Consider the following 25,386-nt stretch of genomic DNA (forward strand, 5'->3'; position numbering starts at 1 on the left):
TCGGACGGTGATGTCGAGAATCCGCGTCCGGCTCCGTCCCCGGGGTGAACGCGACCACAATGGGTCGCACGAGCACCGAGGAGAACCCACGATGGCCAAGTACCTGCTGCTGAAGCACTACCGCGGCGCCCCGGCTCCGGTCAACAACGTGCCGATGGACCAGTGGACGCCGGAGGAGATCTCGGCGCACATGCAGTACATGAACGACTTCGCGGGCCGTCTGGAGAAGACCGGCGAGTTCGTCGACGGCCAGGCGCTCGCCCCCGAGGGGGCGTGGGTCCGCTACGACGGTGAAGGGCGCCCGCCGGTCACCGACGGACCGTTCGCGGAGACCAAGGACCTCATCGCCGGCTGGATGATCATCGACGTCGACAGCTACGAGCGTGCCGTCGAGCTGGCCGGGGAGCTTTCGGCCGCCCCCGGAGCGGGCGGCAAGCCGATCCACGAGTGGCTGGAGGTGCGCCCGTTCCTGACCGCGACGCCCACCATCACCGAGTGCCATTGATGAACGAGGCCCTGCTGAGGAGCCTCACACCGAGCGTGCTCACCATCCTCGTCCGCCGCGGAGCCGACTTCGCGGCGGCCGAGGACGCCGTGCAGGACGCCCTGGTCGAGGCGCTCCGCGTCTGGGCGGCCGACCCGCCGCGCGATGCCAAGGGCTGGCTGGTCACCGTGGCCTGGCGCAAGTTCCTCGACGCGGCCCGCTCGGACGCCGCCCGCCGCCGACGCGAGGACCGCCTCGACGAGGAGCCGACACCCGAGCCCGCGCCCGCGGTGGACGACACGCTCCAGCTCTACTTCCTGTGCGCCCACCCGTCGCTGACCCCGGCATCGGCAGTCGCGCTGACGCTGCGCGCCGTGGGCGGGCTCACCACCCGCCAGATCGCCCAGGCCTACCTGGTGCCCGAGGCGACCATGGCGCAGCGCATCAGCCGGGCCAAGCGCACGGTCTCCGGCGTGCGCCTCGACCGGGCCGGCGACGTGGCCACCGTGCTGCGCGTCCTCTACCTCGTCTTCAACGAGGGCTACTCCGGCGACGTCGACCTCGCCGCCGAGGCCATCCGGCTCACCCGGCAGCTCGCGGCCGCGATCGACCACCCCGAGGTGGCCGGGCTGCTCGCCCTCATGCTGCTCCACCACGCCCGGCGCCCCGCCCGGACCGCGCCCGACGGCAGCCTCGTGCCGCTCGCCGAGCAGGACCGCGGGCGGTGGGACACCGCGTTCATCGCCGAGGGCGTCGCCGTCCTCCAGGCCGCCCTCGCCCGCGACCGGCTGGGCGAGTTCCAGGCCCAGGCCGCCATCGCCGCCCTCCACGCCGACGCACCCGCCGCCGAGGAGACCGACTGGGTCCAGATCGTCGAGTGGTACGACGAGCTCACCCGCCTGACCGACAGCCCCGTCGTACGGCTCAACCGCGCGGTCGCCGTCGGGGAGGCCGACGGTCCGCGCGCCGGCCTGGCGGCGCTCGCGGCGCTGGACGCCTCGCTGCCCCGCCACGCCGCGGTGGCGGCGTACCTCCACGAACGCGACGACGACCTCGCGACGGCGGCACGCCTGTACGCCGAGGCGGCCCGCAAGGCGCCCAACCTCGCCGAACGCGACCACCTGACACGCCAGGCCGCCCGGCTCAACGCCCGCCGCCACACTCAGGATTGAGCCGACAGGACTTCGTTCCGATCAGTCCGCCCGCACGTCCGGTCAGTCCGTCTCGAGGACGGATTCGATGCCGTCGCCCTCCTGCCATTCCCCCGGTCGTAGCGCGGCGGCCCACCCGCACCACGGCGCCCGGTGCGGGTGGGCGCAGGCCCAGGTTGGAGGGGGCGTCGAGCACGACCGAATTCGGCATGCGGATCACCCTCGTCGACGTAAAGTCGGGCCTTCAACAGGAATGTCGGCATGCGGGGAGGAAAGACGAGTGAGCGAGCAACACACCTACCGGGTGATCGTCCGGGGGAGCTGGGACGGCCTCACCGAGGAGGCCCGGGCACGGCTGCTCGCCGAGGCCGGTGACCACGGGCTGGCCAGTATGCGGTTCACCGAGGAGGGCTCGCTTACGTACGAGCCGGCGCCGCTGAAGCACTTCTCGATGCGGTATGTCGTCGTCTCGGACGCGGCGGACGGCGAGGAGATGGCCGCCGCGATCGCGGAGGACCGGGCCGAGACCACCCTGAGGGGCCTCGGGTACGGCTACGGGGAGCTCAGGTCGACCGTCACCGACCTCGACACCATGAAGATCAACTTCAAGCCCGCATCTCGGCGGTGAGGGCCCACCGCTCGTGGTCCCGCCAGGCGCCGTCGATCCACAGCATGTTCGGGGAGTAGCCCTCCAGCCGGAAGCCGCACGAGCGGGCGAGGGCGATCGAGCCGGCGTTGCCGGGCTGCACGTTGATCTCCAGGCGGTGCAGCCGCATCGGCCCGAACGCGTGGCCCACCACGAGGTGGAGCCCCTCCCGCATCAGCCCGCGCCCGGCCGCGTGCGCGAAGGCGCCGTAGCCGAGCGCCCCGCTGAGGAAGGCGCCCTGGACGATGTTGTTGATGTTGACGAACCCGGCGATGGCCCCGCCGCCGTCACCGTCACCGGCGTCCTTCTCGCACACGAGGAACCCCGCCTTCGTAGGGTCCTCGATCAGCCGTCCCGCGTAGGCGGCGTACGCGGAGGCGGTGTCCGGCGGGAAGAGCCACGGCCGGTGCAACTCCCTGCTCTCGTGGACGCGGGCGATGAACTCGGCGCCGTCCTCGTAGGTGAAGGGGCGTATGCCCACGCGAGGGCCCTCGGCGAGATAACGGGAGGCGATGTGCGGCATCCGGCCACCCTACGACGAGCCGGCGCCGCCCCTCGGGCTCCTACGGCCGCTCAGCGCAGCGCCGGTTCGTCGAGCGTCACCGTGCCCGCCTCCGCGTCCAGCTCGGCCGCGACACCGAACGGGATCGTCAGCGCCCCATCGCAGTGCCCGAACCCGAAATCCTCCACGACGGGCACCCCGAGTCCGCCGAGCCGCTCGGCCAGCAGGGCGCGCACCCGCTCGTAGGGGCCGCACTGCTCCCACGAGCCGAGCAGCACCCCGCGCACCCCCTCCAGCCAGCCCGCGCGCAGGAGCTGGGTGAGGTAGCGGTCCAGGCGGTACGTCTCCTCCCCCACGTCCTCCAGGCAGAGCAGCCCGCCGGCCGCCGAGGTACGGGCGTGCGGGGTGCCCCGCTCGGCGGCGAGCAGGCACAGACAGCCGCCGAGGAGGACGCCTCGGGCCCGGCCTGGCACCAGGGCACGCCCGGCCGAGGAGATCACCCGTACCGTCTCGGGAGCGAGGAGCGTGGCCCGCAGCTGCTCCTGGGCCCGCGCGTTCTTCAGGAAGTCGATGCCCGCCGCCATCGGCCCGTGCAGCGTGACCAGGCCGAGTCGTACGGCGAACGCCTCGTGCAGCGCGGTGACGTCGCTGAAGCCGACCAGCACCTTCGGTCCGGCCGCCCGCATCGCGTCCCAGTCGAGCAGGTCGACGATCCGCTGCGCGCCGTATCCGCCCCGTGCGCACAGCACCGCGTCGACGGACGGGTCGCACCAGGCGTCCTGGAGGTCGGCGGCCCGGTCGGCGTCCGTGCCGGCCAGATACGGGAAATCCGCGTGCCGGTCGAGGACATGCGGGGCCACCACCGGGTCCAGGCCCCAGCCGCGCAGCAGGTCGAGACCAGCCTGCAGCCGCTCCTCGGGCACGGGCCCGCTGGGCGCGACGACGGCGACCCGGGCGCCGGGTGCGAGCCGGGAGGGGCGGACGAGTTCCGTCACCCGTGGATGGTTCATGTGGTCAGCTCCAAGGTCGGGACGCCGGGCGGCCGGAGCGCGAACACCTGGGCGTACAGCGAGAGTTCGGCCTCCAGTGCGCGCACCATGGTCTCGGCGCGCCGGAAACCGTGCCCCTCCCCGGGGAAGGCGAGGTAGGCGTGCGGCACGTTGCGGCCGGCCATGCACTCCAGGAACCGTTCGCACTGCTCGGGCGGGCAGATGACGTCGTCCAGGCCCTGGAGCAGCAGGAAGGGCACGGTGACGCGGTCGGCGTGCTCGACGGGCGAGCGCTCCGCGTACCGTCCGGGCACCTCGTCGGGCGGCCCGATCAGGGTGTCCAGGTACCGCGACTCGAAGTCGTGGGTGCCGCCCGCGGCCCAGCCGGCCAGGTCCAGGACCGGGTAGCTGATCGTGCCGCAGGCGTAGACGTCGGTGGTGACGAGGGAGGCGGCCGCGGTCCAGCCGCCGGCGCTGCCGCCCCGGATCGCGAGCCGGGCCCGGTCGGCGGCGCCCTCGTCGGCGAGGGCGAGCGCGACGGCCGCGCAGTCCTCGACGTCGACGACGCCCCACCGCTCCCGCAGCCGGTCTCGGTAGGCGCGGCCGTGCCCGGTGGAGCCGCCGTAGTCGACCTCCACGACGCCGATCCCGCGCGAGGTGAAGTAGGCGATCTCCAGGTCCAGGACGAGCGGGGCGCGGCTGGTGGGACCGCCGTGGGCCCACACGACGTACGGCGGCAGCTCACCGCTCGGAGCCGTGCAGTCGGGGTGGTGGGGCGGGTGGACGTGGGCGTGGATCTCGCGTCCGGCGGGTCCGGTGAAGGTGCGGCTTTGCGGTTCGGGGTAGTACGCCGGGTCGACGGCGTCCTGGTGGGCGGCGCCGATGACGCGGGCGTGGCCGGTGCGGGCGTCCAGCTCCACCACCTCGTACCCGCTGCGCGGACCCGCGCCGACGGCGACCACCCGCTCCCCGTGGGCCGCGAGGGTGGGCGCGTACTCGGTCCAGGGGCCCGCCGCGTCGACGACCTCACCGGTCTCCGGGTCGAGGACGCCGAGCGCGGTGGCGCCGCGTCCGTGCACGACGGCGACGAGGCCGCCCTCCAGGGGCGCGAACCAGCGGAAACCGAGCTTCCACAACGGGCCGCCGAACTCCTCCTCGCGGGGGCACACCGGCTCGTGGTCGCGGTAGAGGTTCCACCAGCCCGTCCGGTCACTCACGTACAGCAGACGGCCGTCCGTGGACCAGTCGACCTGCGCGACGGACTCCTCCGGGCCGCCGGCCACCGTACGTGGCGCACGCAGCAGGCCGTCCTCTCCCACCTCGGCCACGATCAACTCCGTGCCGTCCCACGGCATCCGCGGATGGTCCCAGGCCAGCCACGCGGCACGCCGCCCGTCGGGCGAGAGGCGCACGCCGGTGACGAACCGGTGCCGGCCGTCGGTGAGTTCGCGTACGGCGTCACGGTCCCGCGCTGCCGAGCCGTCCAGCGGTACCGCCGCGATCACCCGGCGTACGTCGGTGGGGCCTTCGCCGGTGAACTCCTCAAGGGCGCACCAGACTTCGCCCCGTTCGGGCAGGAGCAGCGGCTCGGCCCAGCGCAGTCCGCCGCCCACCGGGGAGACGGGGGTGAGGGGTTGCGGCTCGCCGCCGGGCTCGTACCGGTAGAGCCGCTGGTCGGCGAAGTTCACGAACACCACCAGCGGTTCGCCTTCGGCCCGTCGGATCCCGGCCCAGGGGTGCCCGCCGTACTCCAGGACGCGGCTGCGCACGTTCCACGGGGCGGGCAGCACCGACTCCTCGCCGCCGTCCGCACGTCGCCGTACGAGCGTGCGGCGACCGCCCTCCGTCGGCCGCGGTTCGATCCACCAGGTCTCGTCGCCGACGAAACCGACCGCGTCGGGCTGCCCGCCGTGCGCCGCGGCGAGGGCCGCGTCGATCGGCGAGGGCCACGATCCGTGTGCCAGGGCCCGCATGTCTGCCCCGCTCCCCTCAGGCCGTCCGCAGGAAACGGTCGAGGACGTCGACGCCGAAGTGCAGCGCCTCGACGGGGACGCACTCGTCGACGCCGTGGAAGAGGGCCTGGTAGTCGTACCCCTCCGGGAGCTTCAGTGGGGCGAACCCGTAGCCCCTGATGCCGAGTCGGGAGAACTGCTTGGCGTCGGTGCCGCCGGACATGCAGTACGGGACGACGTGCCCCTCGGGGGCGAACTCCTGGACAGCGGCCCGCATTTCGGCGTAGATGGGTGCGTCCACCGGCGCCTGGAGGGCGACCGAGTGATGGCGGAACTCCCAGTCGACGTCGGGCCCTGTGAGTTCGTCGAGGGTCGCCCTGAACTCGTCCTCGGCGCCCCAGAGATACCGTCCGTCGACGTACGCGACAGCCTCCCCCGGGATCACATTGAGCTTGTAGCCGGCTTCCAGCATGGTCGGGTTGGCGCTGTTGCGGACGGTCGCCTCGACCAGGGACGCCGCCGGGCCGAGCTTGCGCAGCAGGGCGTCGACGTCGTCGAGTGCGGTCTCGATGCCGTAGAGCGCGGCGAGCTCGGAGAGTGCGGCGCGGACGGTGGGGGTGAGCCGCAGCGGCCACTCGTGCTCGCCGATCCGGGTGACGGCGGCGGCGAGGCGTGTGACGGCGTTCTCCCGGTTGACCTTCGAGCCGTGTCCGGCGCGTCCGCGCGCGGTGAGCTTCAGCCAGCCGGTGCCGCGCTCCCCCGCCGCGATCGGGTAGATCTCGCGCCCGGCACCGTCGTGGAAGGTGAACGCGCCGGACTCGCCGATCGCCTCCGTGCAGCCCTCGAAGAGTCCCGCGTGCCGCTCGGCGAGGAATCCGGCGCCGTCCTCGGCGCTGGCCTCCTCATCGGCGGTGAAGGCGAGGACGAGGTCGCGCCGGGGCCGCACGCCCTGCCGCGCCCAGGCGCGCACCACGGCCAGGATCATCGCGTCCATGTTCTTCATGTCGACCGCGCCCCGGCCCCACACGACCCCGTCGCGGACCTCCCCGGAGAACGGGTGCACGCTCCAGTCCCGCGCCTCGGCGGGCACGACGTCGAGGTGACCGTGGACGAGCAGCGCGTCGGCCGAGGGATCGGTGCCCTCGATCCGGGCGACGACGTTGGTCCGCCCCGGGGCGCGTTCGAGGAGCGTCGGCTCGAGACCGGCCGCGGCCAGCCGCTCGGCCGCGTACTCGGCGGCGGGCCGCTCCCGGCAGTCCCCGCCGCCCCGGTTGGTGGTGTCGAGGCGGATGAGCTCCGAGGTGAACCGGACGACCTCGTCCCTCGCCTGTGCGTCAGCCATACTGCTCCTCCACCGCCGCCGCCACGATCGTGGTGACCGCCTTGAACGTGCGGATCGCCTCGTACATGGTGCCGCTGGTGTACGCCACCTTCCGTTCCCCGACCCGGCCCACGCCCGGCACGACGGTGGCGGCCAGGGCCAGATGCTCAGCGTCGAATTCCACGGCGACCGTGAACGGTCCGGCCCGCACCGGTTCCCGCGGCACCGCCAGCCGCGCCGCCTCCTTCGCCGCCGCCCTGATGTCGGCGGCGGTCCGGGCCGGCGTACGGCACACTGCCGCGTACCGCGACACATGGTCCTTCACCGCGACCTTCAGCGCCTCCGGGGCGTACCCGAGCGCGTCCTCGCAGGCCACGTCGTCCCCGGTGACCAGCACGACCGGCACCCCGTACTCGGCGACGACCCGCGCGTTCAGCAGCCCCTCGCTCGCCCGAACGTCGTCCAGCCACACCCCGGTGATGGAGTTGGCGAGGTAGGTGTGCGCGAGAACGCCCTCCATACCGGCGCCCGCGTGATAGCCGACGAACGCGACTCCGTCCACGTCCCCGTACTGCACGCCCTCCACCATGGACAGCGACTTGTGCCGCCCGGTGAGCAGCTGCGCCCGCTCGTCCAGCCGCTCCAGCAGCAGGTTGCGCATCGTCCAGTGCGCCTCGTTGACGAGCACCTCGTCCGCCCCGCCGTCGAGGAATCCGAGCACCGCCGCGTTCACGTCCGACGTGAACATCCCCCGGCACCGCTCCCACTGCGGCGTCCCCGGCAGGACGTCGGCCGGCCAGGTGACACCGGTGGCGCCCTCCATGTCGGCGCTGATGAGGATCTTCATGTGGCCCCATCCTCTCGCAGGTCACAGATGTGTCGCCCCTCCAGTGGCATCAGTTCTTGACAGCATGCGGTGGTGACAGGGATTCCCATGCGGCTTCACGTTACGCGGCGGCGCGGGAGCTGCCTACGAGGCGGAGCGGCGCTGTCAGACGCGGTGAAAATGCAGGTCTCAGCGCTGACGATCTTCATCGAGATCCTGTGACACGATCTTGCGGATCGAGACCGATGGTCGTGCACGGTTTGACGATGGTGCCGGCCGTGCCGAGGGGCCGCGAGAGGCGATCAGTCGGGGTAGGCGACGATCGCGGTCTGGAGGGACGAGCGGCCAGTACGACTGCCAGAGGCGGTGCCGCGGCCATCGGGTTCGTGATTCTGCAGAACGGGGCGACCCGGTTCACCTGAGCCGCGGAGACCGACGGATCGCCTTCTACCTCGCGCTCATTCTCGCAGCGGCCGAAACCATCTGGCCGGCGCCGACCTGGATATGACTTCAGGCGGGGCCAGCGACCTATGAGGCCGTACCACGATCACGGTCGTCGTTCCCTTGATGCTCGGGGAGCCCTTGCAGGAGATCAACGGCAGGATCCGGCGGCGCCGCGCTCAAGCCGCAGCATCCGCGACTCATACACTGTGTCGCCCCGCACGGGACCTCGGGTCCGCCTGCGCAAACGCCCGGGTGTCCAGCCACCGATGAAACGCCGTCGAACAGGACGAGAGCCTGGGCGACGCCGCCGGAGGTTGCGGCCCCGGCGATCGTTCGGGCCAGTGCGGCAGCAGCGATTCGATCCGCTACATCCTCGAAGGTCGGCGCGCCAGCTGAACTCAATGGAGGTACCATGGAAAGCACCCCAAGCGTTCTCCTTCCTTTGGGGATCTCATGTCGATCTGGACTGATTTCGGATTCGTAGGCTGCCCGTACGACACCGAGCCCATCGCAGCAACTACCGAAGGTGCTGGCCTGTTGGTCGGACGGGAAAATGAAATAGAGCAGCTGATGACGCGGCTCCAGTCCTCGACTCGGCATGCAACTGTCGAGGGACCATATGGAGTGGGAAAGACGAGCCTGATTTCCGTGGCTTGCTACAGACTCGAGAGGGCATTCAAGAGGGGCGAATCCAGCACCAACTCTCTTATTCCACTGGAAGGGTTCATAGAGCTCGCTCCGGAAACGAGCTTGGACACTTTCCAGCGAAAACTATTTTACAAAGTAGCAGATGCATTTAAAGTTCATCGCGCCAGTTTGGAATCCACGGGCCGAAGGGTACCAAAGCAAAGAGACATTGAGCGCTGGATCCATGAGCCCGTCTCCCACACCCGCACGATGGGTCTCAACACCCCCGTCCTCGGAGTCTCAGCGGGCCGCGGGAGGTCACCTACTGGCAGTAGCGCATACTCTGAATTTGGCTTTCCGCGAGCAATGAAAACTTCACTGGAGAGCTGCTTCCCCTCCCGAGCACACGGCGGTTTCATCGCGGTTATCGACAATCTGGAGCTCATGCGGACTTCCCAGAACGTCCGAATGCTGCTGGACCTGATGCGCGACAACGTGCTGGCGCAATTGGGCATCCGCTGGATTCTATGCGGCGCCCAAGGAGTAATCCGCTCGGCCGCCGCAACGCCAAGATTGGCTGACCGCTTGGCGCACCCAATCGACATCAAGCCCATCCCGGACGCTCTCATGTCGGAGGTGATAAGCCGTAGAATCGACGCATACAAGATCACGACCAACCCGGTAATACCTGTAGGCCCCGGCGGTTTCTGGTACCTCTACGACGTCTTCAACCGAAACCTCCGAACCGCCCTGAGATTCGCGGAGGAATTCTCCATATACCTGCGCGGGCAATTCGGCACGTCGCACGCCAAGAGTGAAGATCTTGATTTGCTTGAGGCCTGGTTGGCGGAGAATGCCGACCAGTTCCACGACACTGCGGACGAATGGCTCGGAGAGAAGGAGTGGAAGGTATTTGACACGCTGACATCATACGGAGGCACATGTCGCCCGTGCGACGACTATCAGGATTTTGACTATAAATCATCCGAACCAATGCGTTCCCCCATCAAAGCACTGAAAGAAGCCAACCTGATCACCTACGAGCCGGATGAGCTGAACAAGCGTCGCAAGATTGCCGCGATGACAGCTACCGGATGGCTTGTGGCCTACGCCAGAGCGAATTACTCACCACCGGTCGCCTAAATGGCCCCACTTCGACGCCGTCCGGGATCCGGGCCCGAAGCGCCCGAGCGATGGAGGCCGCTGCACGGACACCGGCGGGCGTCAAGCGCGAGTGGGCCATCCGCCGACGACCCCCTTGACGTGGTGAGTCGCTTCAAAGCGGTGCTGGGCAGCCATCCTGAAGACATCGGCCGCGACGAGACAGCTGGCCGGCCGGGCCCGCCGCCGGGGCAGGGGCACCGCCCCCGCGCCGGCCGCCCCCGACCTGGCCCGGCAGCGCGAGGTCCTCGGGGCGTTCCTGGCGGCGACGCGGGGCGGGGACTTCGAGGCGTTGGTCTCGCTGCTGCATCCGGACGTCGTCCTCACCGCCGACCGGTTCGCCGTCCCCTCGCCCGCACCGATCACCGTCAGCGGCGCCCAGCCGGTCGCCAGGGGCGCGATGGCGGCCACGGACCGGGCACGCCGCACCGGCATGGCACTGCTCGACGGGCGGGTCGGCCTGGCGATGGCCCCGCGGGGCCGGCTGCGGCTGGTCGTGGCCTTCACGATCACACCCGCCGACATCACGGAGACCGACGTCGTCGCGGACCGGGAACGCATGGAGTGGATGGAGATCGCGGCGCTCGCGGAGTGACGCGCACGAGAGCCGCCCGACGCCCCCTAAACCGGCGGCGTGACCGCGGCTCACACGGCGCGCGCCGCCACCAGCCAGGCCGACGGCAGCACGATCCGGGTGCCGTCCGGTCGGTACTCGGTGGTGGTCAGCGGGAGTTCACCGCTCGCCAGGACGGTGAGCCCGGCCGCCCGCACCAGCTCGGGCAGCACGTCGTCGGCGACGTCACCGGGCACGATGCCGTGCCGAAGGACGGGCGCGAGCTTGGCCGGCGGGCCGTCCGGGCGCTGTGCCAGCTCCAGCAGGACGGGGCGGGCTGTCTCGGACGGTTCCACGACGAAGGCACGGCCGCGCTCACCGACGAGCGTGGCGAGCCCGTCGACCAGCGGCTGCCGGTCGTCGGGCTCGCACTGGTGCAGCACACCCCGCATGTACACGTTGGTGTCGCCCAGTTCGGCGTGCAGCGTCTCCGTCTCGGTCTTCTCGGCCGCGTCCAGCAGCCGGTACCTCGCCTGCCCCGCGGGATCGGCGCGGCGGGCGCGGTCCACGGCGGCGGCGACCAGGTCGGTGCCGACCACGTGCGGGAAGCGGTCGGCGAGGAAGCGCGTCTGTGTGCCGCTGCCGCAGCCGAGATCCACCAACGGCAGCCCGGGCTCGGTCAGCAGGGGTTCGAAGAGCGCGAGGTGCGGGCCGGCGGTCAGGGCGGGCTCCGCGTCCCAGAACACGGCGCCCGGTTCGTCGGTGGCCTCACTCCAGAAGCCTTCCCAGGCCTGGCGGTACCGGCTCGACACGCTCATGACCACTCCCCGGGTACGGCGGCGATCCGTCGTGAGTGACGGGCCAGTACGGTCTACCGCCACCTGGGGACGACGACAAGCGTGGTGCGCGATCCTTCACGCCGCGTACGAGCCGCGTACCCGAAAACACCCACTGTGCGTGCCCTGTTCAGCCGCGTACGGAGCAGACTCCCGCCCCCTGTCGTGCGGTTCAGCGGCGCGGTAGCGTGAGTTCGAACCACACCGTCTTGCCCGCGCCCCTGCGGCTGGCGCCCCACTCGCGGGCCAGGGTGCTCACCACGCGCAGCCCCCGCCCGAACTCGTCACCCGGCCCGGCGCTGAGCAGCGTCGGCAGCTCGTGGTCGTCGTCGTCCACCTCGCACAGCAGCGTGTCGCCGCGCACCAGGCGCAGTTCGACGGGGCGGCCGTGGGAATGCCGTACGGCGTTGGTGACCAGTTCGCCGACGAGGAGCGCGGCGGTGTCGGCGATGCGGGCGAGGCCCCAGTCGTGCAGCTGCTCCCGGACCGCGGCGCGGGCCCGGCCCACCTCGGCGGGGTCGAGGGGGAGCCGCCATTCCGCCACGTCGTCGGGTTCGATGCCGCCCAGGCGGGCCATCAGCAGGGCCACGTCGTCCTTGCGGCCGCCCCGGGGGTTGAGGGCGCGGATGATGGTGTCGCAGGCGTCGTCCATGGAGGCGGCCGGGTGCGCGGCGGACTCGCACAGGGTGGCCAGGCCCACGCCGATGTCCTCGCCGCGCACCTCCACGAGTCCGTCGGTGCACATCACCAGCCGGTCACCGGGCTCCACGCGCACGCGCACCGCCTCGAAGGGCACCCCGCCGACGCCGATGGGCGCGCCGGTCGGCAGGTCGAGGAGTTCGCTGCGGCCGTCCTCGGCGCGGACCAGCACCGGTGGGATGTGACCCGCGTTGGCGAGGTGCAGCTCGCTCGCGATCGGGTCGTAGACGGCGTACAGGCAGGTCGCGAGGTAGGTGTCGCCGAGGCGCTGGGCGAGGTCGTCGAGATTGCGCAGCAGCTGGGCGGGCGGCAGGTCGAGGGCGGCCATGGTCTGTACGGCCGTACGCAACTGGCCCATCATGGCGGCCGAGTTGAGGCCGTGGCCCATGACGTCGCCGACGACGAGCGCGGTGCGGGCGCCGGGCAGCTTGACGGAGTCGAACCAGTCGCCGCCGACGCGTCCCAGCAACGTACCCGGCAGGTAGCGGGTGGCGATGTCGCAGCCCGCCATGCGCGGCGGGATCCGCGGCAGCATGCTGTCCTGGAGGGTCTCGGCGACGCTCTCCTGGTGGGTGTACATGCGGGCGTTGTCGAGTACGAGGCCCGCGCGGGCGGCGAGTTCGGCACCCGTGACGCGGTCCATGTCGTTGAACTCGGCGCGGTCGGGGTGGCGCAGCAGGATCATGAAGCCGAGGACGACGTCGCGGGCCTTCAGCGGCACGACGAGCATGGAGCGGCCCGTGATGAGCGGCCGGATGTCGCGCTTGTCGAACTGCGAGGCGATGGCGTGCCCCATCTGTTCGCTGATGCGCGGCACGAGGACGGGCTCGCCGGTGGTCATGCACTGGAAGAACGGGGTGTGCGCCGGGAACGGCATGGCCTCGCCGACGGGTACGACGTCGTCCCAGCGGCCGGGTTCGTCGGTGTGCTCCAGGGCGACCCGGTGCCACATCGTGGTCGTGTCCGGCACGCCCTCCGGGAAGCCCTCCCCCGCGACGACCTGTTCGCGCAGATACGTGCCGGCGACGTCGGTGAAGCGCGGTACGACGGCCCTGCTGACCTCGACGATCGTCCGGGAGAGGTCGAGCGAGGTGCCGATCCTGCCGCTGACCTCGTTGAGGAACTCCAGTCGTTCGCGGACCGCCGCGTACTCGAGGTCCTGCGCCTCGTCCGCGAGGTCGTCGGGTACAGGCAGCCCCTCGGCGGCGGCACGGGCGGCGCGCTCGCGGCGCGCCCTGCGCTCGGTGCGCCGGGCCACGCCCCAGTCGGGGGTGACGGGGACCCGGTCGTTCTGACTGAACTCCAATACGGGGTAGCCGAGTTCGAGGACCTGGGCGACGATGCGGGCGCTCTCCTCGACGCTCATGCTGGGCAGGATCTCGGGCAGCCCGCGGGCCAGTTCCTCGGCTCCGGGGAAGTCGGTGTGCAGGGCGAAGCCGGGCGCGATCCGCTCGGCGGTCACGCCCTGGGGCTCATCGGCACGCAGCCCCGCCGCGTCCGCCGCCAGGACGAGGAGCCGCTCCGGGCCGGGGCCGACCAGCGGGTAGGCCCACCACAGGACGTCGGCACGGTCACGGTCGGGTGCGGTGAGACGGGCGCGGCCGGCCGCCGGGTAGGACGATCCGCCGTCCAGGGAGGGCCCGAGGCCGGGGCCGGGGTCGTCGTACGCCGCGAAGGAGCCGTAACGGGGTCGTTCGTCGTCCTCGTCGGGGAGTGCGCCGGAGACGGGCAGCAGGTCGAGGGCGGGCCGCCCGACGGCCGCCTCCTTGGCGACGCCGAAGAGGCGGCGCGCTCCCGTGCTCCAGTGGGATACGAGGCCCTCACGGTCGACGACGACCACGGCCAGTGGGACGCGCCCGGCCCCGGCGCGGTCCGGGGCCGCGCCGGGATCGGGAGGCGTGTCCCTCTCGATGCCACGGTCCATGGCCCAGGCCCTCCCCAGAGCTGCGCAAGATCTGCCCCCGCGCGACCACGTTACGACCGGGCCGGTTCACGATGTGCGGCATTTCTGTAATTGGTTCCACCGGGTGTGCTCCGGCGCACGGGACCGCGCGCGGGGCGTGGGCTCAGTCCTCGTGCCCCAGATGGAGGTCGCGTTCCGTGGCCCCTGCGCCGGCCACCTGGAGCACGGTGGCCACGGGTGGGTAGCCGGTCGCGATGACGGTGTACTCGCCGGAGGCGAGGTCGGCGAACCGGAATGTTCCGTCGGGCCCGGTGGTGAGCGTGTCCACGACGTTCCCGGTCAGGTCGAGCAGCGTCACGCGCGCGTCCTCGACGGGCCTCCCCCACCCTCCGGGCGGGGGGACCCCCATCTCGCTTCGCTCGCCGCCGGCGCGCACGGTGCCGCGCAGCACGGCTCCGCCGGCGAGTTCGACGTCCTGGCGGGTCTCCCGGGAGGCCCGCACGGTGACGGGGAGCGCGGCCGGGCGGAACCCGGGCGCGCTCGCGGCGAGGGTGTACTCGCCCGCGACCAGATCCGGAACGGCGTAGCCGCCCTCGCGGCCGGTGCGGGTGGTGGCCACGACCTCGCCGTGGACGTCGGTGAGGGTGATGGTGGCGTCCGGCATCGGAGTGCCCTCCCTGGTCCGCACCCGGCCGCTGAGCCCTCCGGCGCCGCCGCCGAGGACGATGTCGAGTTCGACGGGGCGTTCGCCGAGGGTCACCGAGATCGCCTGCGGCTGGTGGCCGCCCGCGGCGGCGATGAGTACGTACGCGCCCGGTCCGGGCGTGGGCAGCGCGTACCGCCCGTCGTCGCCGCTCGCGGCCCGCCCGATCTGCTGTCCGGCGACGTCGATGAGGGTGAGGGCGGCGCGGGGCACGACGGTCCCGTCGGAGTGCCGGACCATGCCGAGGACGGGGACGGCGGCGGCGTACGGCGAGCGGAGCGAGATGGGGGTCCCACCGTCCGAAGGGTGGGGAAGGGGCGGCGGCACTGCGGCGTTCACCTCCTCCTCGTCGGCGGCGGGGGCGTCGTGGGGCACCAGTGGCTTCTCCTTGAGGAAGCAGGCGATGAGCAGTCCGGCGACGAGCAGCGGCACGAGGTAGAGGAAGATCCGGGGCATCACGTCGACGTAGGCGTCGACATAGGCGTCGCGCAGCCGCGGGGGCAGCGCGTGCACGAGCTGCGGGGTGAGCGCCTCGGGGTCGGGCAGTCCGGCGCCCGCGCGTGGGGGCAGCCGCTCCTCCAGGGCGTCGGCGAGGCGTCCGGCGAAGAGGGTGCCGAAGGCCGCCGCTCCGACGCTGCCGCCGATCTGCCGGAAGTAGTTGGTGGCGCTGGTGGCGGTGGAGAGGTCGGCGGCGCGCACGGAGTTCTGCACGGCGAGGATCAGCACCGGCATCACCATGCCGAGACCGGCGCCGAGGACGGCCGTCCAGACGCTGTACTGCACCCGTGGCGTGTCGGCCTCGAGACGGGACAGCAGACACATCCCGAGGACGGAGAGGGCGCTGCCGAGGACCGGGTAGATCCGGTAGCGGCCGGTGTGGCTGATGAGCCGGCCGCAGACGATGGAGGCGCCGACGATGCCGCCCGTCATGGGCAGCATCAGCAGTCCGGACTCGGTGGCGCTCGCCCCGTCGACCATCTGGAGGAAGGTCGGCAGGTAGCTCGCGGCGCCGAACAGCGCGACGCCGGTCACCAGGCCCACCAATGCGGTGACGTTGAAGACGGAGTCCCTGAACAGCCGGAGTGGGATGAGGGGTTCGGCGACGCGGTGCTCGGCGACGAGGAAGGAGGCGGTGGCGAGGAACGCGCCGGCGCCCAGTCCGAGAACGACACGGGAGTCCCAGGCGTACTCGGTGCCGCCCCAACTGGCCAGCAGCACCAGGCAGGTGGAGGACGCCGTGAGCAACAGCGCGCCGAGCATGTCGATCCGGGCCCGGCCGCTCGGCTTGGGGAGCTTGAGGGCGAGCGCGACGACGACCAGGGTCAGCAGGCCGAAGGGGACGTTGACGTAGAAGCACCACCGCCAGGAGAGGTGGTCAGTGAAGTACCCGCCGAGGAGGGGCCCGGCCACCGAGGCGACGCCGAACGCGGCGCCGATGAGGCCCAGGAAGCGGCCGCGCCGGTGGGACGGCACGATGTCGGCGCTGATCGCCTGCACGCCGGTGATGAGCCCGCCCGCGCCTACGCCCTGGACCGCGCGGAAGGCGATCAGCTGGTCCATGGTCTGTGCGCGGCCCGCGAGCGCGGAGCCGATGACGAAGACGACGATCGCGAACTGGAAGACGCCCTTGCGGCCGAGGAGGTCACCGAGTTTGCCGTAGACCGGCAGTCCCACGGTGGCCGTGACGAGGTAGGCGGTGATCGCCCAGGACATCCTGTCCAGGCCGTGCAGTTCACCGACGATCCGCGGCAGCGCGGTGGCGACGCTCATCTGCTCCAGGGCGGCCAGGAGCAGCGCGAGCAGCAGCGCGACGAAGATCACCCGCACCCGCCGTGGACTCGGTCGCGGTGCGGCGGCCGGCCCCGGAGGCGGGCCTGGGGAAGAACCCGTCGACGCCGGTTCGTCCCCGATCTCCTCCCGCAGCCCGTCGTGCACCAGAGTGGTCCCGCGCATGTGCCGCTCCCCTCGTCGCGCCTGCCGCACAAGTCCCGCTTAAGGCGACAACCACGAGTGAGGGCTCCGGGTTACGGCATGTCGGAAAGCCCCCCGGTAGATCCACTCGAACCAGTGAGGGGATCAACACCCGGGGGGCTTCCGTCGCTTGGGAGCTACTTCTCGACCTCGGTGGCGAGGTTGGCGAGGACCGCGTCGTAGATCCGGCCGAGGCCCTTGGGCGCGAAGGTCTTCTCGAAGAAGCCGCCGATGCCGCCGGCACCCTTCCAGGTGGTGGTCACGACGACCCGGGAGGCGCCCTCGCCGGCCGGGGTGACGCGCCAGGTGGTGACCATGGAGGAGTTGCGGTCCTTCTCGACGAGCTCGCCGTCGGTGGGCTCGGAGACCTCCAGGAGGCAGTCGCGCACGCGCTTGCTGGTGGCCTGGAGCTTCCAGTGGACGAGGGTGCCCTCGCCGTCGCCACCCTCGCGCACCTCGTACTCGCTGAAGTGCTCGGGCAGCAGCCTCGCGCGCGCGTCGCTGTAGTCGGCGAGGGTGTCGAACACCTTCTCCGGGTCCGCGGCGACGACCCGCTCGGTAGTGGCCTCGACCTGCGCCATCGGATTCCTCCAGGACCTGAATTCTCGGGGTTGGGGCAAGCCAACCACCCCGCTCCCCGGCGGCCAAATCGGGGTCCCGGATGTGACCGATCGGGTTCCGAACGGCGACCGGGAATGACGCCCGCACGATCATGGGAACAGATGTTCTATTGTGGGGGCAGCGCTACCGAGGAGGCGTCATGCGCTGGGAGAACCTCACAGTGGAGCCGGGCGAGCACGGCCGGGCCGACGCCGCGCTGTTCGGCGCGGACGCGGTCACCACCCGCACGTTCGACACCCCGGAGTTCCGTGGCATCACGTTCCACGAGATCCGGGCCCGCTCGATCATCAACCGGGTGCCGGGCGCCTCGCGCATGCCGTTCGAGTGGACCGTGAACCCGTATCGCGGCTGCACGCACGCGTGCGTGTACTGCTTCGCCCGCAAGACGCACAGCTACCTCGACCTCGACACGGGGATCGGCTTCGACACCCAGATCGTGGTCAAGGTGAACGCGCCCGAGGTGCTGCGCCGTCAGCTCGCCTCCCACCGCTGGCGGGGCGACCACATCGCGATGGGCACCAACGTCGACTGCTACCAGCGCGCCGAGGGCCGCTACCGGCTGATGCCGGGCATCCTGGCGGCCCTGCGCGACCACGCGAACCCCTTCTCGATCCTGACCAAGGGCACGCTGATCCTGCGCGACCTGGACCTGCTGACCCAGGCCGCCGAGGTGACGGACGTGGGCATCTCCGTCTCGGTGGGCTTCACCGACGCCGAGCTGTGGCGCACCGTCGAGCCGGGCACACCCGCCCCGGAGCGGCGCCTTGACGTCGTACGGACCCTCGGCGAGCACGGCATCGGCTGCGGAGTCCTGATGGCGCCGGTGATCCCGTTCCTGAGCGACCAGCCTGCCCAACTGCGCGAGACCGTGCGGGCGATCGCCGCCTCCGGGGCCACCTCGGTCACACCGCTCGTGCTGCACCTGCGCCCCGGGGCCCGCGAGTGGTTCATGGCCTGGCTCGGGCAGCACCACCCCCACCTGGTACGGCGCTACGAGCGGCTCTACGCGGAGGGCGCCTACGCCCCGAAGTGGTACCAGCGCCGGATCACCCGTCAGGTGCACGACCTGGCCCAGGAGTACGGCATCGGGCCCGCGCGCGCGGGGATGACGCGACGGATCAGGCCGCCGGAGCCGGAGCGGCCCGCCGCCCCCGAAGCGACCCAACTGTCGCTGATCTGAGAGCGCCGAGCCGAGAGCGTTCGAGGGTAGGGGCGTTCGAGCGCATCCGGCGGACCAATTGGGTCAATTATTGACATAATACGTTCTTCGAAACGTGGTTCCCGGGACGATGCGGCGAGGACCGTGACTTTCACGGTCCGACATCTTCCGTCCTGGGAGGACTGCATGAGGAAACGCGCAGCCGCGCTGTGCGGTGCCGCCGTGGTCGTGGCCGGAACTCTCACGTCCGCACACGCGGCGCCCGCCGCGAAACCCAGCTGGAAGAACTGCGCCACCACCGCCTATCCGAAGCTCCAGTGCGCGTCGGTGAAGGTGCCGCTCGACCACGACGACCCGCTCGGGAAGCAGATCACCCTGGCGCTGTCCCGCGTCCCGCACACCGCGAAGACGTACCAGGGCCCACTGCTGGTCAACCCCGGCGGCCCCGGGGGCAGCGGTCTCACACTCGCCGGTTTCGTCGCCTCCTCACTGCCCGAGGCGGTGGCCGCGCAGTACGACGTCATCGGCTTCGACCCGCGCGGTGTGGGCGCCAGCAAGCCCGCCCTGGACTGCGCCCCCGGCCACTTCGGCCCGGCGCGCCCCGACTCCGTGCCGAGCACCCCCGCGATCGAGCGGGCCAACCTCACGCGCGCGAAGTCCTTCGCCGACGCCTGCGCCCGGAAGTACGCGGACCTGCTGCCCTACATCGACACGGTGAGCGCCGTACGGGACATGGACGCCGTCCGAGCCGCCCTCGACGCACCGCGGATCAACTACCTCGGCTACTCGTACGGCACCTACCTCGGCGCGGTCTACGCCAAGCTGTACCCGGAGCGGGTGCGCCGTCTCGTCCTGGACTCGATCGTCGACCCGGCCGGTGTCTGGTACGAGGACAACCTCGCCCAGGACCTCGCCTTCGACGAACGCCACCGCGCGCTGATGGCATGGATCGCCCGGCACGACGCGGCCTACGGGCTCGGCACCGATCCGGTTCAGGTCGAGGCCAGGTGGTACGCGATGCGATCGGCCCTCGCGAAGCAGCCCGCGGACGGCCGAGTGGGCGCGGCCGAGCTGGAGGACACCTTCGTGCCCGGCGGCTACTACGACGGCTACTGGCCCTATCTGGCCGAGGCGTTCGCCGCGTACGCCAACGACAGGGACACCGACCCGCTCGTGGAGGCGTACGAGAACTTCGGCGCGGTCGACTCCTCCGGGGACAACGGCTTCAGCGTCTACACCTCGGTGCAGTGCCGGGACTCCGACTGGCCGCGCTCCTGGGACCGGTGGCGCTCGGACAACTGGGCGGTGCACGAGAAGGCACCGTTCATGACCTGGAACAACGCCTGGTACAACGCCTCGTGCGCGTTCTGGCCGACGGGCTCCCGACGCCCGGTGGACGTCGCCAACGGCAGGCTGTCGTCGCCGGCCCTGCTGTTCCAGGCGACGAACGACGCGGCCACGCCGTTCGAGGGCGGTACGGCGGTGCACGCCCTGCTGGGCGGCTCCAGCCTCGTGATCGAGGACGGCGGTGGCAACCACGGCATCACGCTGAGCGGGAACAGCTGCCTCGACAAGCACCTGGTGGCGTACCTGTCCGACGGCACCGTGCCGCGTGGCAGCGGCGAGGCCGACGCGGTGTGCCCGGCGCTGCCCGGCCCCACGCCGCTGGAAACGAAGGCCGCGTCGCCGTCGTCGCGTGGCTCGACGCTGCACGGGCTGCTCGGCTTCCGGGTCTGAGGCGCTCCTCTGACGGCCCGTCGGGGGCGATGTCGGACCCATGGTCCACCATGGACGCATGAGTGAGCTGACCAGGATCGCCGCCCCCGACGGCGTCGCCGCCGCCGCGCAGTACAGCCACGTCGTCATCGGCTCGGGCCGCTTCGTGGCGATATCGGGCCAACTCCCCCTGGACGAACAGCGTCGGCTGATCGGCGCGGGTGACCCGGAGGCACAGGCCCGGCAGGTCTTCGCCAACCTCGGACGCTGCCTGGCGGCCGCCGGCGCCGGCTTCGACGACATCGTCAAACTCACCTACTTCGTCACGGACATGGCGCACATGCCGGCCATCCGCGCCGCCCGCGCCGCGCACATACCCGACGACCGCCTGCCGGCCGCCTCGGCCGTACAGGTCGCCGCGCTGGTCCGGCCGGACGCCTTGATGGAGATCGAGGCGTTCGCCGTGGTGGCGGAGTGAGCGACCCGCGCGTGCGCGCGATGGCATTCACGGACTGCGGCCGCGTCTCCGAGATCCGCGTCCGGGGCTGGCAGACCGCCTACCGGGGCCTCGTGCCCCAGTCGTACCTCGACGGTCTCAGTGAGAAGGAGGACGCCGAGCGGCGGCGGGGCCGATTCGGGCAGGGCGACGGCAGTGTGGTGAACCTCGTCGCGGAGGAGGCGGACGAGATCGTCGGCTGGGCCGCACACGGGCCGTACCGGGACGGTGACGTGCGCGCCGCGGACGCCGAGTTGTACGCCCTCTACGTGGACGTCGACCGCCTGGGCGGCGGTCTGGGCCGGCGCCTCCTCACGGAGTCGGTACGCCAGTGCGCGGCCCTCGGACACGAGCGGATGTATCTGTGGGTGCTCAGGGACAACGCCCGTGCCCGCCGTTTCTACGAGCGGGCGGGGTTCTCGGCGGACGGCGCCGAGGAGCCCTTCGAGGTGGACGGTGCCCTGGTGCCCGAGGTGCGGTACGTGAAGCGGCTGGCGGACTGAGGCACTGGAGGACTGAGACGCTGAAGGACTGATACACCCTCACCGCTGACGCGGGATCCGCGCCAGCGCGTGGACGGCCGCCTCGGCCAGGGCGGGGTGGGCGAGCGCCTCGTCGAGTACCGGACGGGCACGCTCGTCGCCCAGTGCGCCCAGCCCCTCCACGCACGCCAGTGCCACCTTCCGGTAGGGGTCGTGCGGGCGCAGCCGCCGTTCCAGGGTGGTGATCAGCGCGGGTACCGACTCGGGTGCCCGCAGCCGGGCCAGGAGCCGGACCGGGTGCAGGGCGTAGGCGACCCGCAGTTCGTTGGTGGCGAGGGCGGCGGCAGCGCGGGCGGTGCGGGGGTCGCCGAGACCGGCGAGGGCGTGCGCGGCGGAGGCACAGCGCGGCGGGTCGCGGTGGTTGAGCAGCAGCACCAGGGCCTCGAAGGCCCGCCGGTCGCCCGCGAGCCCGAGCCGGAACGCGGCCAGCTCCCTGGCCCACAGCGGCTGCCCCGGCTCGGTGAGCACTCCCGCCAGCTCGTCCTGATCCCCGGTGGCCACCAGCCGCTCGTACACGGCGCCCCCGCCGGACTCCCGCCGTAAGCGCTCCGTGAGCGATCGCAACTCTTCGTCCATGAAGGCGAGCCTAGGCGCGGTGGCCGGGTGCGCGGGACTTACATCACAAAGTCGAGGGGTGGCGCGCTCGTTACCCACCGGTTAAGCTCATTCGAGCGAGTTACCCACTCGCAGCCCCCTCGCAGTGGCCTGGTGACGCAGCCGCCGCGAGAGCAGTCGGTTCGGTACCTCGTGTACCTCAGTTCGACCCGGCCACGGGACAGGGCCGGTCGGTTCCGCCGTTCCGCTGGGACGTGTGCACGTCCCACGGCGACGGCACCGGGCGTGTGCGCTTGCAGCCCGGCATCACACCCGCACTCCTTCCGCACCCCGGTGCGCCCCTTGGTTCCGGCCCCCTCAGCCGGTCATCGCCTCGGCGCACCCGGGCGCGTTCCCAGTCGTCACCCCCATTCTCTGGAGTCCCGCGATGGCCACTCCCCAGCACGACACCTCTCTGTCCCCGTTCAAGACCATTGCCGTCGTCGGCCTCGGCACGATGGGCACCGGCATAGCCGAGGTCCTCGCCCGGGCCGGCCGCGAGGTCATCGGCATCGACGTCAGCCAGGCCCAGGCCGCCAGGTCCGTCGCCGCCGTCGAGGCCGCCACCGCCCGTGCCGTGGAGCGCGGCCGGCTGACGGAGCAGGAGCGCACGGACCTCCTGGCCCGCCTGCGCACCTTCACCGACCTGCGGACGGCGGCCGACGCCGACCTGGTCATCGAGGTGACCCCGGAGTCGTACGAGATCAAGCAGCAGGTCTTCCGTGAGCTGGACGGGATCGTGCGCCCCGAGACGATCCTGGCGACCGGCACCAACGCGCTGTCCGTCACGCGCCTGGCGGCCGAGTCGGCGCGTCCGGAGCGGGTCCTCGGGCTGCACTTCTTCAACCCGGCGCCCGCGATGAGGCTGGTCGAGGTCGTCTCGTCCGTGCTGACCGCGCCCTCGGCCGTCGCCGCGGTCACGGACCTCGCCGTCGAACTCGGCAAGGAGCCCGTCGCGGTCGGCGACCGTCCCGGCTTCGTCGCCGACGGGCTGCTGTTCGGCTACCTCAATCAGGCCGCCGCGATGTACGAGGCGAAGTACGCCTCCCGCGAGGACATCGACGCCGCGATGCGGCTCGGCTGCGGGCTGCCCATGGGGCCGCTCGCGCTGCTGGACCTGATCGGTGTCGACACGGCCCGTACGGTCCTGGAGGCCATGTACGCCGAGTCCCGCGACCGGCTGCACGCCCCCGCGCCGATCCTCAAGCAGCTCAGCGAGGCCGGCCTGACCGGCCGCAAGTCGGGCCGCGGCTTCTACACCTACGAGGCCCCCGGCAGCGCGACGGTCGTGCGGGACGCGCTGACCCCGCTCGACGGCGCCGACCTCACCCCGGGCCGCGTCGTGCGCTCGGTCGGTGTCGCGGGTTCGGGCACCATGGCGTCGGGCATCGCCGAGGTGTTCGCCAAGGCCGGGTACGACGTCGTCCTTGCCGCCCGCAGCGAGGAGAAGGCGCAGGCCGCCAAGGCCCGGATCGGCAAGTCCCTGTCCCGCTCCGTCGACAAGGGCCGGCTGACCGCCGAGGCGGCCGCGCAGACCCTGGACCGGATCACCGCGGCGGGCTCCTACGACGCCTTCGCCGACGTGGACCTGGCCGTCGAGGCCGTCGCCGAGGACCTGGAGGTCAAGCGGCAGCTCTTCGCGACCCTGGACAAGGTCTGCAAGCCGGGCGCGGTGCTCGCCACCACGACGTCCTCGCTGCCCGTCGTCGCCTGCGCCCGCGCGACGTCCCGCCCGCAGGACGTCATCGGCATGCACTTCTTCAACCCCGCCCCGGCGATGAAGCTGGTCGAGGTGGTCCGCACGGTGCTGACCGGCGACGACGTCCACGCGACGGTCCGCGAGGTGTGCGTCCGGATCAGGAAGCACGCGGTCGACTGCGGTGACCGCGCCGGCTTCATCGTGAACGCGCTGCTGTTCCCGTACCTCAACAACGCGATCAAGATGGTGCAGGAGCACTACGCCTCGCTCGACGACATCGACGCGGCGATGAAGCTGGGCGGCGGCTACCCGATGGGGCCGTTCGAACTCCTGGACGTCGTCGGCCTCGACGTCTCCCTCGCCATCGAGAAGGTCCTGCACCGCGAGTTCAGGGACCCCGGTCTCGCCCCGGCACCGCTCCTGGAGCACCTGGTGGCCGCGGGCTGCCTCGGCCGCAAGACGGGCCGCGGCTTCCGCGAATATGCCCGGCGCTGAGCCTCCGGCGGACCGATCCGCGGGCACGGCGGACTGGGGCGGGCTGCTCGGCCCGGTCGGCGGACCCCGGCCCGCGGAGGTCCGGGGAAACCCCCGACCTGCACATCGAGCTGCGCACATGCAGTACGTTCAGGTCATGTCCCAGCCCGCGAAGTCCTCACGTACACCCGCCACGCCCGACACGTCGGAGAGCGTCCCGGGCGGTCGCGCGGCCGCCCAGCGGCTCAGGATGCGCCGGGAACTGGCGGCCGCCGCGATGGAGTTGTTCGCGACCAAGGGCTACGAGGCGACCACGGTCGACGAGATCGCCGCGGCGGCGGGGGTCGCGCGCCGCACCTTCTTCCGTCACTTCCGCTCCAAGGAAGAGGCGATCTTCCCCGACCACGACGACACGCTGATCCGGGCCGAGGCCGTGCTCAACGCGGCGCCCGCGCACGAGCATCCGCTCGACACCGTGTGCCGGGGCATCAAGGAGGTCATGAAGATGTACGCGGCGCGACCGGACATCTCGGTCGCCCGCTACAAGCTCACGCGTGAGGTGCCCACCCTGCGCGAGGCGGAGATCGCGTCGGTGGCCCGCTACGAGCGGCTCTTCACCCGCTACCTGCTCGGCCACTTCGACGAGCACGCGCACGACGACGACGCCAACGACGACCCGCTGCTGGCCGAGGTCGCCGCTTCCGCCGTGGTCACCGCCCACAACCACGTCCTGCGCCGCTGGCTGCGCGCGGGCGGCCAGGGGGACGTGGAGGCACAGCTGGACCACGCCTTCGCGATCGTACGGAAGACGTTCGGCACGGGGATCGGTGCCGGGCGGGACACCACGGCCCGGCCGGCGCCCGCGGCCGCGACGGCGCACGGGGAGGTCCTGGTGACGGTCGCGCGGACCGACGCCCCGCTCGACGAAGTCATGCGCACCATCGAGCAGGCCCTCAAGGAACACTCGTAGACATTTAGTACGACATTCCGTACGGCGATCCACAAGAACGCGCCGACGGTGGCACCCAGTGCCGCCGTCGGCGCGTTTCTGTTGACCCGATCAACGATTACTCAGCGGTAGCTTTGATCGATCATCGCTCATTTGTTACGTAAAGATTTCACCTGAGAGCAATTTCTGGCACCCAGTGCCTTGCGAGGTGACACGGCGTGCCATACGTTGAAGGTGTCCGGGCGGCCGGCGTGCAGAGACCTTTCGTACGCCGGCTGTCCCCGCAAGCCCCTGAAGGGCCTGCGTGCCCGGACGCCTGCGTCACAGGCAACCTCCCGCGCCACAAAGCGCTGCCGAACAGCACCACC

Annotated in this window: 21 protein-coding genes and 1 pseudogene; 11 read left to right on the forward strand and 11 right to left on the reverse strand. The window is 71.5% G+C overall.

The features are described 5' to 3' along the window. Window positions 1-91 precede the first annotated feature (91 nt). Both IG99_RS14195 and IG99_RS14200 read left to right on the forward strand, forming a co-directional pair. Window positions 92-505, forward strand: a complete 414-nt coding sequence (locus IG99_RS14195; protein WP_037673712.1) for a YciI family protein — start codon at window positions 92-94, stop codon at window positions 503-505. Further along, window positions 505-1,656: an RNA polymerase sigma factor gene (locus IG99_RS14200; RefSeq protein WP_037673715.1), complete on the forward strand. Its 1,152-nt coding sequence runs from the start codon at window positions 505-507 to the stop codon at window positions 1,654-1,656. The genes IG99_RS14195 and IG99_RS14200 overlap by 1 nt, the downstream gene beginning before the upstream one ends. A 66-nt stretch (window positions 1,657-1,722) precedes the next feature. On the opposite strand, the pseudogene IG99_RS52000 reads toward IG99_RS14200, so the two are convergent. Further along, window positions 1,723-1,846 (reverse strand): annotated as a pseudogene (locus tag IG99_RS52000) (arginase family protein); the annotation flags it as partial. A gap of 69 nt (window positions 1,847-1,915) precedes the next feature. On the opposite strand from IG99_RS52000, the gene IG99_RS14205 reads away from it, so the two are divergent. Then, window positions 1,916-2,263, forward strand: a complete 348-nt coding sequence (locus IG99_RS14205) for a DUF6204 family protein (protein WP_037673717.1) — start codon at window positions 1,916-1,918, stop codon at window positions 2,261-2,263. On the opposite strand, the gene IG99_RS14210 is transcribed toward IG99_RS14205, so the two are convergent. The 5 genes from IG99_RS14210 to IG99_RS14230 are packed head-to-tail and all read right to left on the reverse strand — an operon-like array spanning window position 2,241 to window position 7,892. Further along, the gene (locus IG99_RS14210) at window positions 2,241-2,804 is read right to left on the reverse strand and encodes a GNAT family N-acetyltransferase (RefSeq protein WP_037673719.1); all 564 of its coding nucleotides are present in this window, start codon (window positions 2,802-2,804) and stop codon (window positions 2,241-2,243) included. The two genes, IG99_RS14205 and IG99_RS14210, sit on opposite strands and share 23 nt — an antisense overlap. Window positions 2,805-2,854: 50 nt before the next feature. Beyond that, window positions 2,855-3,778 (reverse strand): S66 peptidase family protein, encoded by a 924-nt coding sequence (locus tag IG99_RS14215; protein WP_037673721.1) that lies wholly within the window; start codon window positions 3,776-3,778, stop codon window positions 2,855-2,857. An 11-nt stretch (window positions 3,779-3,789) separates the two neighbouring features. After that, a complete protein-coding gene (locus IG99_RS14220; protein WP_037673723.1) occupies window positions 3,790-5,745 on the reverse strand; it encodes a S9 family peptidase in 1,956 nt (651 codons plus the stop codon). Between the two features lie 16 nt (window positions 5,746-5,761). Next, window positions 5,762-7,066 carry a M20/M25/M40 family metallo-hydrolase gene (locus IG99_RS14225; RefSeq protein WP_037673726.1) on the reverse strand — a complete coding sequence of 435 codons (1,305 nt, stop codon included), beginning with the start codon at window positions 7,064-7,066 and terminating at the stop codon, window positions 5,762-5,764. Next, window positions 7,059-7,892, reverse strand: coding sequence for a M55 family metallopeptidase (locus IG99_RS14230; protein ID WP_037673727.1), 834 nt, complete (start codon window positions 7,890-7,892; stop codon window positions 7,059-7,061). Before IG99_RS14230 ends, IG99_RS14225 begins: the two co-directional genes overlap by 8 nt. Window positions 7,893-8,768: 876 nt before the next feature. Between IG99_RS14230 and IG99_RS47590 the strand changes: the two genes are divergently transcribed. Both IG99_RS47590 and IG99_RS14240 read left to right on the forward strand, forming a co-directional pair. Further along, the gene (locus IG99_RS47590; RefSeq protein WP_107055921.1) at window positions 8,769-10,085 is read left to right on the forward strand and encodes an ATP-binding protein; all 1,317 of its coding nucleotides are present in this window, start codon (window positions 8,769-8,771) and stop codon (window positions 10,083-10,085) included. A gap of 310 nt (window positions 10,086-10,395) precedes the next feature. Continuing rightward, a complete protein-coding gene (locus IG99_RS14240; RefSeq protein WP_199815517.1) occupies window positions 10,396-10,698 on the forward strand; it encodes a hypothetical protein in 303 nt (100 codons plus the stop codon). A gap of 50 nt (window positions 10,699-10,748) precedes the next feature. Here IG99_RS14240 and IG99_RS14245 read toward each other — a convergent pair whose 3' ends face one another. From IG99_RS14245 to IG99_RS14260, 4 genes are all read right to left on the reverse strand, one after another. Then, entirely contained in the window at window positions 10,749-11,474 is a 726-nt protein-coding gene (locus tag IG99_RS14245; RefSeq protein ID WP_037673730.1) for a class I SAM-dependent methyltransferase, read from the reverse strand. 190 nt (window positions 11,475-11,664) lie between these two features. Continuing rightward, window positions 11,665-14,115, reverse strand: coding sequence for an ATP-binding SpoIIE family protein phosphatase (locus tag IG99_RS14250; RefSeq protein ID WP_037673731.1), 2,451 nt, complete (start codon window positions 14,113-14,115; stop codon window positions 11,665-11,667). Between the two features lie 142 nt (window positions 14,116-14,257). Further along, window positions 14,258-16,750: an MFS transporter gene (locus IG99_RS14255; protein WP_037673733.1), complete on the reverse strand. Its 2,493-nt coding sequence runs from the start codon at window positions 16,748-16,750 to the stop codon at window positions 14,258-14,260. A gap of 155 nt (window positions 16,751-16,905) precedes the next feature. Further along, entirely contained in the window at window positions 16,906-17,349 is a 444-nt protein-coding gene (locus IG99_RS14260; protein WP_037673734.1) for an SRPBCC family protein, read from the reverse strand. Window positions 17,350-17,528: 179 nt separating this feature from the next. Between IG99_RS14260 and IG99_RS14265 the strand changes: the two genes are divergently transcribed. From IG99_RS14265 to IG99_RS14280, 4 genes are all read left to right on the forward strand, one after another. After that, a complete protein-coding gene (locus tag IG99_RS14265) occupies window positions 17,529-18,569 on the forward strand; it encodes an Rv2578c family radical SAM protein (RefSeq protein WP_037673737.1) in 1,041 nt (346 codons plus the stop codon). 165 nt (window positions 18,570-18,734) lie between these two features. Next, window positions 18,735-20,285, forward strand: coding sequence for an alpha/beta hydrolase (locus IG99_RS14270; protein WP_037673739.1), 1,551 nt, complete (start codon window positions 18,735-18,737; stop codon window positions 20,283-20,285). A gap of 58 nt (window positions 20,286-20,343) precedes the next feature. Further along, window positions 20,344-20,742: a RidA family protein gene (locus IG99_RS14275; RefSeq protein WP_037673742.1), complete on the forward strand. Its 399-nt coding sequence runs from the start codon at window positions 20,344-20,346 to the stop codon at window positions 20,740-20,742. A 20-nt stretch (window positions 20,743-20,762) separates the two neighbouring features. Continuing rightward, on the forward strand, window positions 20,763-21,263 hold the full coding sequence (locus tag IG99_RS14280) for a GNAT family N-acetyltransferase (protein ID WP_078947712.1): 501 nt from the start codon (window positions 20,763-20,765) through the stop codon (window positions 21,261-21,263). 39 nt (window positions 21,264-21,302) lie between these two features. Here the strand turns inward: IG99_RS14280 and IG99_RS14285 are convergent, their stop codons facing one another. Then, a complete protein-coding gene (locus IG99_RS14285) occupies window positions 21,303-21,878 on the reverse strand; it encodes an adenylosuccinate lyase (protein WP_037673748.1) in 576 nt (191 codons plus the stop codon). Window positions 21,879-22,284: 406 nt separating this feature from the next. On the opposite strand from IG99_RS14285, the gene IG99_RS14290 reads away from it, so the two are divergent. Together IG99_RS14290 and IG99_RS14295 are read left to right on the forward strand one after the other, a co-directional pair. Then, window positions 22,285-24,090 (forward strand): 3-hydroxyacyl-CoA dehydrogenase family protein, encoded by a 1,806-nt coding sequence (locus IG99_RS14290; protein WP_037673749.1) that lies wholly within the window; start codon window positions 22,285-22,287, stop codon window positions 24,088-24,090. A 136-nt stretch (window positions 24,091-24,226) separates the two neighbouring features. After that, window positions 24,227-25,039: a TetR family transcriptional regulator gene (locus IG99_RS14295; RefSeq protein ID WP_037673902.1), complete on the forward strand. Its 813-nt coding sequence runs from the start codon at window positions 24,227-24,229 to the stop codon at window positions 25,037-25,039. The last annotated feature ends 347 nt before the right edge of the window (window positions 25,040-25,386 follow it).

It is taken from the genome of Streptomyces griseus subsp. griseus, assembly GCF_000720255.1.
Taxonomy (GTDB): Bacteria; Actinomycetota; Actinomycetes; order Streptomycetales; family Streptomycetaceae; genus Streptomyces; species Streptomyces griseus_I.

What these genes read in the sequence shown, in the direction of transcription:
- IG99_RS14195 (WP_037673712.1), top strand. Translation starts at nt 92, where the DNA reads ATGGCCAAGTACCTGCTGCTGAAGCACTACCGCGGCGCCCCGGCTCCG.
- IG99_RS14200 (WP_037673715.1), top strand. Translation starts at nt 505, where the DNA reads ATGAACGAGGCCCTGCTGAGGAGCCTCACACCGAGCGTGCTCACCATC.
- IG99_RS14210 (WP_037673719.1), bottom strand. Translation starts at nt 2,804, where the DNA reads ATGCCGCACATCGCCTCCCGTTATCTCGCCGAGGGCCCTCGCGTGGGC.
- IG99_RS14220 (WP_037673723.1), bottom strand. Translation starts at nt 5,745, where the DNA reads ATGCGGGCCCTGGCACACGGATCGTGGCCCTCGCCGATCGACGCGGCC.
- IG99_RS14225 (WP_037673726.1), bottom strand. Translation starts at nt 7,066, where the DNA reads ATGGCTGACGCACAGGCGAGGGACGAGGTCGTCCGGTTCACCTCGGAG.
- IG99_RS14230 (WP_037673727.1), bottom strand. Translation starts at nt 7,892, where the DNA reads ATGAAGATCCTCATCAGCGCCGACATGGAGGGCGCCACCGGTGTCACC.
- IG99_RS47590 (WP_107055921.1), top strand. Translation starts at nt 8,769, where the DNA reads ATGTCGATCTGGACTGATTTCGGATTCGTAGGCTGCCCGTACGACACC.
- IG99_RS14245 (WP_037673730.1), bottom strand. Translation starts at nt 11,474, where the DNA reads ATGAGCGTGTCGAGCCGGTACCGCCAGGCCTGGGAAGGCTTCTGGAGT.
- IG99_RS14250 (WP_037673731.1), bottom strand. Translation starts at nt 14,115, where the DNA reads ATGGACCGTGGCATCGAGAGGGACACGCCTCCCGATCCCGGCGCGGCC.
- IG99_RS14255 (WP_037673733.1), bottom strand. Translation starts at nt 16,750, where the DNA reads ATGCGCGGGACCACTCTGGTGCACGACGGGCTGCGGGAGGAGATCGGG.
- IG99_RS14260 (WP_037673734.1), bottom strand. Translation starts at nt 17,349, where the DNA reads ATGGCGCAGGTCGAGGCCACTACCGAGCGGGTCGTCGCCGCGGACCCG.
- IG99_RS14265 (WP_037673737.1), top strand. Translation starts at nt 17,529, where the DNA reads ATGCGCTGGGAGAACCTCACAGTGGAGCCGGGCGAGCACGGCCGGGCC.
- IG99_RS14270 (WP_037673739.1), top strand. Translation starts at nt 18,735, where the DNA reads ATGAGGAAACGCGCAGCCGCGCTGTGCGGTGCCGCCGTGGTCGTGGCC.
- IG99_RS14275 (WP_037673742.1), top strand. Translation starts at nt 20,344, where the DNA reads ATGAGTGAGCTGACCAGGATCGCCGCCCCCGACGGCGTCGCCGCCGCC.
- IG99_RS14280 (WP_078947712.1), top strand. Translation starts at nt 20,763, where the DNA reads ATGGCATTCACGGACTGCGGCCGCGTCTCCGAGATCCGCGTCCGGGGC.
- IG99_RS14285 (WP_037673748.1), bottom strand. Translation starts at nt 21,878, where the DNA reads ATGGACGAAGAGTTGCGATCGCTCACGGAGCGCTTACGGCGGGAGTCC.
- IG99_RS14290 (WP_037673749.1), top strand. Translation starts at nt 22,285, where the DNA reads ATGGCCACTCCCCAGCACGACACCTCTCTGTCCCCGTTCAAGACCATT.
- IG99_RS14295 (WP_037673902.1), top strand. Translation starts at nt 24,227, where the DNA reads ATGTCCCAGCCCGCGAAGTCCTCACGTACACCCGCCACGCCCGACACG.